Annotated in this window: 13 protein-coding genes; 2 read left to right on the top strand and 11 right to left on the bottom strand. The window is 66.0% G+C overall.

What is annotated here, in order from left to right:
• On the top strand, window positions 1-185 hold a 185-nt coding region (locus A7D17_RS23155), incomplete at its 5' end, for an integrase core domain-containing protein (RefSeq protein ID WP_153041982.1).
• Between the two features lie 124 nt (window positions 186-309).
• Here the strand turns inward: A7D17_RS23155 and A7D17_RS16550 are convergent.
• Entirely contained in the window at window positions 310-900 is a 591-nt protein-coding gene (locus tag A7D17_RS16550; protein ID WP_082862090.1) for a 4'-phosphopantetheinyl transferase family protein, read from the bottom strand.
• A gap of 132 nt (window positions 901-1,032) precedes the next feature.
• Between A7D17_RS16550 and A7D17_RS16540 the strand changes: the two genes are divergently transcribed.
• The gene (locus A7D17_RS16540; protein WP_064510091.1) at window positions 1,033-1,284 is read left to right on the top strand and encodes a GlsB/YeaQ/YmgE family stress response membrane protein; all 252 of its coding nucleotides are present in this window, start codon (window positions 1,033-1,035) and stop codon (window positions 1,282-1,284) included.
• 70 nt (window positions 1,285-1,354) lie between these two features.
• Here A7D17_RS16540 and A7D17_RS16535 read toward each other — a convergent pair whose 3' ends face one another.
• The 10 genes from A7D17_RS16535 to A7D17_RS16490 all read right to left on the bottom strand — a co-directional run bounded on the left by A7D17_RS16535 (window position 1,355) and on the right by A7D17_RS16490 (window position 11,744).
• Window positions 1,355-1,792: a GFA family protein gene (locus tag A7D17_RS16535; protein ID WP_064510090.1), complete on the bottom strand. Its 438-nt coding sequence runs from the start codon at window positions 1,790-1,792 to the stop codon at window positions 1,355-1,357.
• Entirely contained in the window at window positions 1,789-2,568 is a 780-nt protein-coding gene (gene xth / locus A7D17_RS16530) for an exodeoxyribonuclease III (RefSeq protein WP_064510089.1), read from the bottom strand. Before xth ends, A7D17_RS16535 begins: the two co-directional genes overlap by 4 nt.
• A 91-nt stretch (window positions 2,569-2,659) precedes the next feature.
• Window positions 2,660-3,220, bottom strand: a complete 561-nt coding sequence (locus A7D17_RS16525; protein WP_064510088.1) for a hypothetical protein — start codon at window positions 3,218-3,220, stop codon at window positions 2,660-2,662.
• Between the two features lie 62 nt (window positions 3,221-3,282).
• Window positions 3,283-5,457 carry a Tle-like phospholipase domain-containing protein gene (locus A7D17_RS16520; RefSeq protein WP_064510094.1) on the bottom strand — a complete coding sequence of 725 codons (2,175 nt, stop codon included), beginning with the start codon at window positions 5,455-5,457 and terminating at the stop codon, window positions 3,283-3,285.
• A 144-nt stretch (window positions 5,458-5,601) separates the two neighbouring features.
• A complete protein-coding gene (locus A7D17_RS16515) occupies window positions 5,602-6,456 on the bottom strand; it encodes an ankyrin repeat domain-containing protein (RefSeq protein ID WP_193395357.1) in 855 nt (284 codons plus the stop codon).
• Window positions 6,457-6,617: 161 nt separating this feature from the next.
• Complete coding sequence (locus A7D17_RS16510; protein ID WP_064510086.1) at window positions 6,618-7,475, bottom strand: ankyrin repeat domain-containing protein; 858 nt, start codon at window positions 7,473-7,475, stop codon at window positions 6,618-6,620.
• Window positions 7,476-7,843: 368 nt separating this feature from the next.
• Window positions 7,844-9,088 (bottom strand): phosphodiester glycosidase family protein, encoded by a 1,245-nt coding sequence (locus A7D17_RS16505; RefSeq protein WP_064510085.1) that lies wholly within the window; start codon window positions 9,086-9,088, stop codon window positions 7,844-7,846.
• Complete coding sequence (locus tag A7D17_RS24535) at window positions 9,078-9,224, bottom strand: hypothetical protein (RefSeq protein ID WP_162578024.1); 147 nt, start codon at window positions 9,222-9,224, stop codon at window positions 9,078-9,080. Before A7D17_RS24535 ends, A7D17_RS16505 begins: the two co-directional genes overlap by 11 nt.
• 478 nt (window positions 9,225-9,702) lie before the next feature.
• Complete coding sequence (locus A7D17_RS16495) at window positions 9,703-11,430, bottom strand: cation acetate symporter (protein WP_064510083.1); 1,728 nt, start codon at window positions 11,428-11,430, stop codon at window positions 9,703-9,705.
• Window positions 11,427-11,744, bottom strand: a complete 318-nt coding sequence (locus A7D17_RS16490) for a DUF485 domain-containing protein (RefSeq protein WP_064510082.1) — start codon at window positions 11,742-11,744, stop codon at window positions 11,427-11,429. Before A7D17_RS16490 ends, A7D17_RS16495 begins: the two co-directional genes overlap by 4 nt.
• Window positions 11,745-11,780: the final 36 nt, after the last annotated feature.

Raw genomic sequence — 11,780 nt, 5'->3', positions numbered from 1 at the left:
TGCAGACCAGCCTGCGAGAATGGGCCTATGCGCGCTCCTATACCGACTCCACGCAACGCGCCAACGCCTTCCAGGGCTGGCTGCATCACTACAACTGGCATCGGCCACACGCCAGCCTCGGCTACAAACCCCCCATCTCCCGAATTCCAATTCCAATGAACAACGTGGTGGGTTTACACAGCTAGCCGGCTATCAGTTCTTCGGCGAGGTGGAGATCGACGGCGCCAGCGGCGTGCTGACGGTGACCTTGCGCGATCTCGACGGCGTGGCGCAGTTCCGGCAGCCGATCCTGCCGTATGGCGCGGCGCCTCACGCGGCGGGGTGAGGGTAGAACGCCAGCGCGGCGCGGCAGTCCGGTGCAGCCCACCATTCGTGTAACTGCCAGTGCGCCGCCTGGCCCAGCGCCGGGTCGCACCATTGCAACCGCAGTGCGCCATCGGCTGCCAATGCAAACGCCAGCCGATGCAGCCCGAACGACAGCCCATGCCCGTGCGCCTTGAGCAGGGCCTCCTTGGCGCACCACAGGCGAAAGAACAGTGCCTGCTGCGCATCGGGCGCTTGCCTGCCCAGCAATGCGAGTTCGTCGGGGTGGAAGAAGCGCTGCGCGATCTCCAGCAGACGCGGACGTACACGGATCCGTTCCAGGTCCACGCCCAGCCGCACGCCCTGGCCCAATCCCACCAACAGATGCTCGCCGCTGTGGCTCCACCCGGTATCCCACCCGGGCAGGGCCGGCTGCAAGGTCGGGCGCCCGCGCGCATCGCGCAGCACGGGCACCTGCGCTGGATCCAGCCCCAGCGCATGACCGAGCAGCTGCCGCGCCTGCGGCTCGCCCCGCTCTCCGGGTTGGTGCGGCCGCAGCCATAGCTGCACCGGGCCATGGCGCCAGGTTGGTTGCATCGTCACCTGGCGCACACCAAACCGAACGCACGGCCATTGGATGCAGCGTGTTCGACGGCTGCTTCACGGCCGGCTGCGTCCAATTGCGCCCACGCACCGCGTCCGGTGCGACTGAACGAGGAGAGCGGCACCATGGGCATCATCATCTGGTTGATCATCGGCGGCATCGTGGGTTGGCTGGCCAGCCTCATCATGCGGCGCGATGCGCAGCAGGGCATCATTCTCAATGTCGTGGTCGGCATCGTCGGTGCGATGATTGCCGGCTGGCTGTTTGGCGGCGGCATCAACCAGGCCATCACGCTGATGACCTTCGTCTGGTCGCTGGTGGGTGCGGTGATCCTGCTGGCCATCGTCAACCTGTTCACCCGCGGCCGGGTGCGCTGAGGCAATCGCACCACACGTGCTGTGCGCAACGCCCGGGCCTGCCCGGGCGTTGTCGTTTCAGCCTGGTCCTTCAATCGTGCGCCGCTGCACGATCGGCCGGATGGTTGACGCCATCTTCCACCGGCACTGCAATGGTCAACGCGTACGGGTTGACCCCTTCCAGGCAGCCGACGTTGTAGCCAAATTCGGTGGGATTGGAGCGGCGCCGATGATGGGTATAGATCCCGCAGACGCCGCAGAAATAATGCGCGGCGGTCTGCGTGTTGAACTGATACAGGCGCAACACCTCCTCACCCTGCAACACGTGCAGACCATCGAGCGTGACCGAGGCGACCACCGCGCCGCGCCGGCGGCACATCGAGCAATCGCAGCGGCGTGGATCCAGCAGGCCGTACGGCAGGTCCAGGTCGATCTGCACCGCACCGCAGTGGCAGCTCAGCCGATGCACCGGCCCCAGCGTGACCTCGCCGATCTTGTGGGTGCTGCGCCGCAGATGCCGTTCGCTCATGCGCCAGCCTCCGCCAGCCGCACCCACGCCGGTGCGTGGTCGCTGGGGCGTTCCCAGGTACGCGGTTCGCGGTCGATGCCCGATTCCGCTGCGCGTGCGCGCAGCGCCTCCGACACCAAGGTCAGGTCGATGCGCAACCCCAGGTTGCGGCGGAAGCCGGCCTGGCGGTAATCCCACCAACTGAACTGCCCGGCATCTTCGTGGTGCAGCCGGAATGCATCGTGCAAGCCCAGCGCCAGCAGCTGGTCCAGGGCAGCGCGCTCGGCGGCCGAGGTGAGGATGTGGTGTTCGTTCCACACCGCCGGGTCGTGCACGTCGCGCGCATCCGGGGCGATGTTGAAGTCGCCCAGCACCACCAGCTGCGGATGCCGCTGCAGCTCCTGCGCGATCCACTCCCGCGCGGCCTGGAGCCAGCGCAGCTTGTAGGCGTATTTCTCGGTGCCCACGTCCTGGCCGTTGACCACATACAGATTGATGATGCGCACGCCATCCACGGTGGCAGCGATGACGCGTTGCTGCACGTCATCGAAGCCGGGGATGCCCATCTGCACCTCCAGCGCCGGCGAGCGCGACAGGATCGCCACACCGTTGTAGGTCTTCTGCCCGCAGAACACGCTGCGGTAGCCGAGCGCGGCCAACGCGGCATCCGGAAACTTGTGGTCCTCCAGCTTGGTCTCCTGGATACCCACCACGTCCGGCGCGAAGTCGGCAAGCCACTGTTGCAGGTGCGGCAGCCGCACGTTGAGCGAGTTGACGTTCCAGGAGGCGATCTTCATGGCGGGGGCCGTGGTCCAAACCACCAATGGTACCGTGGCCTCGCCGCTCAGTCCGACGCGCCTGTGCGGCCATGCTGCGCGCGGCCTGCGGTCATGGCCGCGGTCTGACCACCCGGTATTGGTCGCGCGCGCCGCTGCGGGGGCCGCGCGCATCGACGTTGGCACATAGGCGGTCTCCACACAGGACGACATCGCTGTTGGCGACGGCCTGCAGCACCTTGCCGTCGACCAGGTATCGGGTTAGGTCGCGGCGCGCTTCGGTCAGCAGGTACACACTCGAGGCACAGGCCAGCACCGTCGCGACGATCAGCCCGGCGCAGGTGATCCAGGCGCGGGTGAGCCAACGGCTGCGCAGCGCTTCGTGCGCGGTTTCGACCGCCTGCAAGGCCGTGCCGGAGCGCGAGATCACCGCGTCCAGCCGACGCGAGGCGGGCGCCAGACTGCTGTCGAGCGCCTGTTGCCAGGCCTGCTGCAGCTGCGGTACCGCGCCGCCGACCAGGCGGTTGATTTCATCCCCGTTGCGCGCGACCAGTGTGCGTAGCGCGGCCATGTCCCGCTCCAGCGCGGCATGCTGACGCTCGTCGCGCGCCTCGATGGTGGCGGCCAGCGTGCCCAGTGCCCTGGCCAGCTGCTTGAGTTCTTCTTCGTGCATCCGTTGTCTCCTTCAACGTGCATTCCCCGCGGCGCATGCGGCCGCGCCACCCACGCAGGCGCTCAGCCGCCACCACCTCCTCCTCCGTCGCCACCACCGCCCCCCGCGTCGGCGGCGGCCATCGCCGGCCCGTGGTGCATCAGGCTCATCACGCGTACCGGCCCATGTGCCATCTGCACATCGGGCGGCTGCATGTCGGCTGGGGTCCAGGCCAACTGGTTGGTCACCGCCTCCTGTTCGCGTTGCTGCATCAAGGCCTGCCCCTCCTGCAGCAGCGCCTGTCCTTCGGGCGAATACCGGATGCGCTCGGCCGCCTTGAACACCGCCGCTTCGTCGTGATTGCGCAGCGCCTGCAGCATCGCGTCGATATCCGCATCGCCGGTGCGCAGCGCCGTCGGAGCGTACTGATCTTGCTGCGCAGCCGTGCGGCCCTGGCCCAGGACCTGACGGGCCTGCTGTTCTTCCGCCTCGATTCGCGCCTGCAGGCTCGGCACTACCGTCTCGGTCATCAGGTGACGTTCCAGCGCCTCGTGCAGCGAGCGTTGGCCGTGCACCGACAAGCTGGCCGTCTGCGCGATATTGCCCAGGTTGTAGGGCGTGCCCGGCGTAAATTTCAGCTGCGCGGAGACACTGCCGGCCAGCAGCGCACCTTCCAGCGCACCGGCGCTGGGCGCGTGTGCGGTGAGCCCGGCCAGCGCATCGCCGCCGGCATCCAGGCTGCGCTGCAGGCGCGTGCCCACCGTGTCCAGCAATTGCTGCGGCAGCGCCGACACGCTGCGCACCTGATCTGCAGCTGCGGTTGCGGCGCCTGCGGTGCTGCGCAGCAAGGCCTCGGCCTGGTGGGCGCTGTCTTGGCGCAACCGCGCGGCGTGCTGCTCGGCCTGCTGGCGGTCTGCCTGGGCCTGTCGCTCCAACGCCTGGGCCTGCTCCAGCAAGGTGGCCTGTGCGGTATCGGGCAACCAGCGTGCGACACCGCGCAGTGCGTCGGCGGCGGTGTCCTGCGCTTGCGCCTGGGCCTGCAACGCCCAGCGTTGCGCGCTGGCATCCAGCTCACCGGCAACCGCACGGCCTGCGGCCAGCCCACGGCCGAGCGTGTCGCCACCGGCGTCCAGTGCCGTGCCCGCAGCGCTGCCGCCGTGGCGGATGGCCGCGCCGCTCATCTGCATGCTGCGCGCCGCGCCGTCGCCGGCCGCATCCAGCGCCGCATCGCCCGCCCGTCCCAGCGCGGCGCTGTGCTCGCCCAGGCCGCGCCCGATCCGTGCGCCGGCAGCGCCGGCCCGCAACACCCCCAGCGCCGGGCCGGCCAGGTAGAGGCTTTCCTGCAAGGTCAGCGCCTGCGCGCGGTCTACCAGCGCGCCATCCTGGCCCTGCATCTTGGCCGGCAACACCGGCTCGATGCGGCCTGCGGCCAGCGGCAGCTGCTGCAGCAGCCGGACGGTATCGCCCTGCGCCAGCCGGTCCACGAACGCATGCACCGCCGGCTGCGCATTCACCGGCACATCGCGGGTCAGCGCGCTGTCGAGCAAGGCCTGCCCCTCCGGCAGGGTGCGCACCAGGGTGGCGGTGTCGCCCATCACCGCGGCCAGCTGCTGGCGCCGCGCCGCATCCAGCCGGTGGATATTGTCCTGGATGCCGTTGTTGAGCATTTCGCCCTGGACTTGATAGGCCACGACGGTGTCGGCGGTGTCGTAGAGCTGCACACCCGGTGTGCTCCTGGCAAAGCGCTGGGCGGTTGCCGGATGCAAACCGGCGGCATTGAAGGTGGTTGCCGGCACGCCGCTCACCGCCGAGGCTGCCGAACCCATGCCGCCACCCAGGGAATGGCCGGCGATTTCGAAATCGACGTTCTCCAGTTTCAACTGCGATGCCAAACGCATCGCGCGGTCGTAATAATCCGTTTGCATTCCGACCGATTGTGGGAAGTTGTTGGCTAGAAAATCTTCAGCGCTGGTGTCCCGCAGCTCATTGGCGGTTGCCACTTCGCCCGCTGAGCCTTTGTAGACCACGGTGGGCTTGTAGCCAGGCCCGAGGATTGCCGGATCCGGAATGTAGATTTCGGCGCGGAAGCCGGATTCGCGCGGCCGCAGCCGTTCAGCTAGTTCTGCATCTTTCGTAGCGGATAACTGCGGAACACTCCTCCGAAGTTGATCGAAATCTTCGCCTCCACGCATCCATCCAACAGGGGCATGACCGATTCCCTTGGCTGAGTCGTAGACATCGTCTGCCAGCGAAGCCATCTCGTGCGCATGATAAAGCTGTTGAAGCTCAGCGGCGCGCGATGCAGCCTCCGCAGTGCCACTGGCATGCAAGTCCTCCAACAGTTGCTCGCGTTGTCTGTGCAAGTCTGGCGTTTGCATGCAATCAATCCTTGTGCACGGAGGTCAAAGCAACGGGATATCTTTTTCTTCCGTTGGGAAGTGGAACGCCTTGCGCATGCGTTTGTAATGGTCCGGCATCGCAGGCCGCGCGTACCCACGCGCGAACAGCCATTGCTGGCACTGTCGCTGCCAGCGGGGATCCTTTGGATTTCCCGGATGCCAATAGATCGAAGTGATCGTGCGTGAGTCCAGTTTCCTAGTCGCGGCACCTCCGGAATACTCGATACGCGGATCCGCACCGTGCTCCAATAACCAAAACGCGGGCTCGAACCCGCCCGTACCAACGTAGTTCTCTATAAGAGTCCCACCCATTCCTGCTAGCGCATTGACATCGGCACCACGCTCGACCAACAACTGGATATTCGGCCACTTGTCTTGCTTGATGAGCGCATGAAACAACAAGCTCTCGTTGTTTGCATTGCGCGTATTCGGATCACCGCCATGATCCAGCAGCAACTTGAGATAGATCGGGTCGTCCTGCTCGGCTGCCCAGACCATTGCATTGCTGACATTGGTCTGATTTCGTCCAGGCTCCGGCGGATAGGGCTTGGCCACATTCGGATCGGCCCCATTCTCCAGCATCGCCTTCAACCCGGGCGGGCTGTGGGTGAAGATCGGCCAGAACAACAGCGGATGGCCGTCCTTGGAGAAGATGGTGTCCGGGTTCACGCCTTCGACCTTTATCAGTCGTCTTACTTCCTCGGCATCGCCCTGCTCGGCCGCCAGCGCCAGCGCCAATGCCTTGGGATCGGTGAAGTTGCGTTCGGGCGAATAGCGCGATTGCGCGGCAGGCGAGCAGCCAGTGATGGCCAGCAGTACCATGCAGCAGAACCGGATAAGCAAATGCGATGGCTTCATGCGCGCCTCCGTTGCGGCAGATTGCACATGTGCTGGAGGGTAAGCCAGTTGGCCCCTAGCAGCGCGCGACCTGGCCCGCACTTCGCGTGCGCTGCATCGTGTTGGCGTTGTGGTGCGTGTTGGTCTGGCGTTTGCATGCGATCAACCCTTGTGCATGGAGATCAAAGCAGCGGGATATCTTTTTCTTCCGATGGAAAGTGGAACGCCTTACGCATGCGTTTGTAGTGGTCCGGCATCGCAGGTCGCGCATATCCATGTGCGAGCAACCATTGCTGGCATCGGCGCTGCCAGCTTGGATCCTTGGGATTTCCAGGGTGCCAGTAGATCGATGTGATCGTGCGCGAATCCAGCTTCCTCGTAGCGACATCTACGTAGTACTCGATACGCGGGTCCGCCCCATGCTCCAACAACCAGAAAACCCGCTCGAATCCACCGGTGCCCGCGTAATTCTCCACAAGGGTTCCTCCCATGCCCGCCAATGCATTCACATCGGCGCCGCGCTCTACTAACAACTGGATGTTTGGCCACTTGTCCTGTTTGATCAGTGCATGAAAAAGTAATGTCTCGCCGTTTGAATTATATGTGTTCGGATCCCCGCCATGATCGAGCAGCAGCTTGAGATAGACGGGATCATCCTGCTCGGCCGCCCACACCATTGCGCGGTTCCGGTAACGTCCCTTGAACCGCGTAGTCTCTTGCAAAGGATGCAACTGCCCGGCGTTGGGATCGGCCCCGTTCTCCAGCATCGCCTTCAATCCAGCCGGGCTGTGGGTGAAGATCGGCCAGAACAACAGCGGATATCCATCCTTGGAGAAGATGGTGTCCGGGTTCACGCCCTCCACCTTGATCAGTCGTCTTACTTCTTGGACATCGCCCTGCTCGGCCGCCAGCGCCAGCGCCAATGCCTTGGGATCGGTGAAGTTGCGTTCGAGCGAATAGCGCGATTGCGCGGCAGGCGAGCAGCCAGTGATGGCCAGCAGTACCAGGCAGCAGAACCATACGAACAAATGCGATGGCATGACGCGCCTCCGTTGCGCCGTGTCCGCCGAGCGGCGGGGTGAGAGTTATCGCCGCTGGGCATGCGCTGCCACCGACCGTTGCGGCGACCACCACATTAGTGCAAGCGATACTAACGCACATAGCATAGCGCAGCGCGGCGGCCTGGCAAGCCGGCGAGTCGTCGATTCCACAGGTATAGCCGCAGCGGCAGACCGGTGCGGCGAGGCGGCCGTGTAGCGGCAGAACGCTTAAGAGGGGCACACCTCAACGTGGCGATCGGCGGCCACAGGAGAGTGGACGACGCGGACACCGGCGTGCGCGTGGGGCATGCCGGTGTCCGGAAAACCCGCGCCCTGCGGTGAGCGCGTCGTAGATGTGTCAATGGCTCTCAGTGGAGAGGTGCGATGCGCACCCCCAACTGGTTGGCCACCGGGCGTTCGCGCCCCGGAATGCCGGTGTGGATGGGGCGGTTGAGCGTGCGCACGCGCCCGTCGACGCGCGCGGCCAGGGTGCTGGAACCACCACCGTCCAGGTTGATGGCCGCGTGGGCGCCGAGTTGCTGCAGCACCGCGGTCAGCGCGTCCAGCGTCATGCCGGCGCTGTAGCCGGGCTGGCGGCCGTCGGCGACCACCATCCACAGGGTCTTGCCGGCGCGGTCCAGGCCCAGCGCACTGCGCGGTTCCGGGCCGTCGTAGTAGTCGGCACGGCTGGCTTCGCGCGGTTGGTGTTTGCCATCGAGCAACAGCAGCGGGCCTGCGCCCACGCCGACTGGGCAACTGCCGCGCACGATGTGCACCGCGTTGCGCTTACTCACGCAAAAAGCGCCATCCACGCGCGCATCGCCGGTGGCGGCCGCCGAATCGAGATGGCCGTCGTCGATCGCCAGGCCTTCGGCGGTCACACCCTGCCCGGCTGCCGGCACGAAGGCCTTGTCGAACAGATGCCCGCCATCGAACGGCAGGAAATAGTCGGCATTGATCGCCAGCGCCAGCCCGCCATCGCGTACGAAGGCGGTGGTCGGGTTGGCGAGAAATTCGCCACCGCCGCTGCGGTCGCCGCGCGTGCCGACCAGTTGCAGGCCCGGCGTGGTCAGGTCGATCCGTGCGATGTGCAGCATCACCGGCTGCGGCCCATCCACGCGCTGGCGCCAGTAGCGCACGCCCGGCGCCAGCGTGATCGGTGCGGCGGGCGCAGGCACCGCCTGCACCAGCGGCTCGATGCTCGCGCGGGCACGCGCCCGCGCGTGATCCAGCGCCGCCAACACCGCATCGATGCGGGCCGGCGGCGTGCGCAACAGCAGGGCTTGCGCCGGTGCCGACCGCAGCAGCTGCGCCAGATCCGCGCAGCGCGCGCCGTTGCAGGGCTGCGCATCGATGCCGACCCGTGCGGAGCCATCGGCATCGTCGATGACCTGCAGGGCGAGGCGATTGTGCTCGGCCGGCTTGCAGCGGCTGACCGCCGCCAGCACATCGTCGGGCCATTGGCCCCAGCAATCGCCGCTGACGACGGTCTCCATCGCCACGAACGGCGGCGTTGCTGCGGGCGTGGCGGCCTGGTCGGCAGATGCGTTGCCGATGGAGACGGCCATCAGGCAGGCAAGCAGTGCCGACGCGAAACGGCGATCAGAACGCATAGTCCACTCCCAGGTAGTACGCGCGGCCGTTATCCAGTTGCTCGCGCAGCAGTTGCTGGTCGGCGCCGATGACACGGGTCAGCCGCGCGTTGCTGAGATTGCGGCCCTGCAGGGTCATGCGCAGCTTGTCGGACACGCGCCATGCCAGCTGCGCGTCGTGTCGGCGAACTCGCTTGCAGCGCACTCGCCGGCCGGTCGATACCGGGGGAGAGGCCAAGCCGTGCGTGATCAGCGTTCGGCTTGCGGGCCACTTTAGTCACTCCTGATGACTTAATTTCTTCGCCGGTGTGTCGGTCTGTCACGACCGCGCAGGCGTTGCGCGAAGAACGAAGCAGGCGACACCATCGGTCGTCACCGTGCAGGCAGGCAGTACGAGCGACGCAGCGCGCGGCACTGCGCCTCGACCTTTGCTGTCGAGGCACCCTGGTCGGCACGACGTTGCATTCCGTTCGGCATCGGCGCTGGCGCGCACGGTCGACCGGCAGACCCCGGCCTTGGCACAGGCGAATGACCGTAGCGACGTGGCAACAGCGACGCTGCCCGACCTCACCCTCGACTAAAACGCAAAACGCCGGCACTCGGCCGGCGTTTTGCGACTACGTGACCACTAGCACTCAGTGACCCGAGGCACCACTGGCACCCAGGCCGGTTTCGGCACGGATCTGCTGGGCCTTGAACGCTGCGCGTTCGTTGGCCGCCTGCGGGCTTCGGTCCAGGATCGAGAACAGCCAGATGCCCACAAAACCAATCGTCATCGAGAACAGCGCCGGCGAGGTGTACGGGAACGGCGCCGAGCCAGCGGCGTTGCCCAACGTATCCACCCACACCGATGGCGACAGGATCGTCAGCACCAGCGAGGAGATCAGGCCGAGGAAGCCACCCACCACGGCGCCGCGGGTGGTGCAGTTCTTCCACAACAGCGACAGGATCAACACCGGGAAGTTGGCCGAGGCGGCGATGGCGAAGGCCAGCGACACCATGAAGGCCACGTTCTGCTTCTCGAACACGATGCCCAGCAGCACCGCGATCACGCCCAGCACCAGGGTGGTGGCGCGCGAGACCTTCAGCTCCGAGCCCGGCGCCGGATTGCCCTTCTTGATCACCGTGGCGTACAGGTCATGCGACACCGCCGAGGCGCCGGACAGGGTCAGGCCCGCGACCACCGCCAGGATGGTGGCGAAGGCCACCGCCGAGATGAAGCCCATGAACACGTTGCCGCCCACCGCGTTGCCGACCAGCACCGCCGCCATGTTGGCCGCACCCTTGCCGCCGTGGATGGTGCCGGTGGTGACATCGGCGAACTGCGGATTGGTGAGTACCAGCGCAATCGCACCGAAGCCGATGATGAAGATCAGGATGTAGAAATAGCCGATCCAGGTGGTGGCCCACAGCACCGACTTGCGCGCCTGCTTGGCATCGGGAACGGTGAAGAAGCGCATCAGGATGTGCGGCAGGCCGGCGGTGCCGAACATCAGCGCCATGCCGAAGGAGATCGCCGAGATCGGGTCCTTGACGAAGCCGCCCGGCCCCATGATCGACAGGCCGGCCTTTGCCGCGTCTTGCGGCGATGCCCCGCCGTTTTCCGCGATGGCCGTCTTCACCCGCACGCCCTCGGCAAACAGCGCCTCGAAGCTGAAGTTGAAGTGCCACATGATCGCCACGGCCATGAAGGTCACGCCGGTCAGAAGCAGCACCGCCTTGATGATCTGCACCCAGGTCGTGGCCGTCATGCCACCGAACAGCACGTAGACCATCATCAGCACGCCGACCAGGGTCACCGCCACCCAGTAGTCCAGGCCGAACAGCAACTTGATCAACGCACCGGCACCGACCATCTGTGCGATCAGGTAGAACAGCACCACCACCAGCGTGCCGGACGCCGCAAAGCTGCGGATCGCCGTCGGCGCGAAGCGGTAACCGGCCACGTCGGCGAAGGTGTATTTGCCGAGGTTGCGCAGCCGCTCGGCCATCAGGAAGGTCAGGATCGGCCAACCGACCAGAAAGCCGATCGCATAGATCAGGCCGTCGTAGCCGTTGGCCATCACCGCTGCGGTAATGCCCAGGAACGAGGCCGCCGACATGAAGTCGCCGGCGATCGCCAGGCCGTTCTGGAAACCGGTGATGCCGCCACCGGCGGTGTAGAAGTCAGCGGCCGACTTGGTCTTGGCCGCCGCCCACTTGGTGATCCACAAGGTGCCCAGCACGAAGAAGCCGAACATGGCGATCGCCACCCAGTTGGTGGGTTGCTTGTCGACCTGGCCCATATCGCCGCCGGCCGCCAGCGCGAGGCCCGCCGGCAGCAGGCCGGCCAGAATCAGGAGAAGGCGCGAAGTCTTGCTCATTTGCGGGCGTCCTCCAGGATCTGCGCGGTCAGCTGGTCGTAGGTGCTGTTGGCGCGGCGCACGTAGATGGCGGTGATGACGATGGTAAACACCATCACCCCGATCGCGATCGGGATGCCGATCGAGGTCACGCCGTCGCCGATTGGCTTGGCCAGGAATGCCTTGTCGAAGGCGATCAGCCCGATGTAGCCGTAGTAGGCCAGCAACATCAACGCGGTGAGGGTCCAGCCCAGCGCGTTGCGCTGGCGTTTGAGCGCGTGGTACTTCGGATTGGCATCGATCTTGGCGATCAGTGCGTCATTCGAGACGGTCATGGTCTGTCTCCTGGAGTGCGGGCGGCACGGCCCGCC

This window comes from Xanthomonas floridensis (assembly GCF_001642575.1).
In the GTDB taxonomy this organism is placed as follows: domain Bacteria; phylum Pseudomonadota; class Gammaproteobacteria; order Xanthomonadales; family Xanthomonadaceae; genus Xanthomonas; species Xanthomonas floridensis.
Note: the sequence above shows the minus strand (reverse complement) of the source record. Positions and strands in the feature narration are given on the sequence as shown.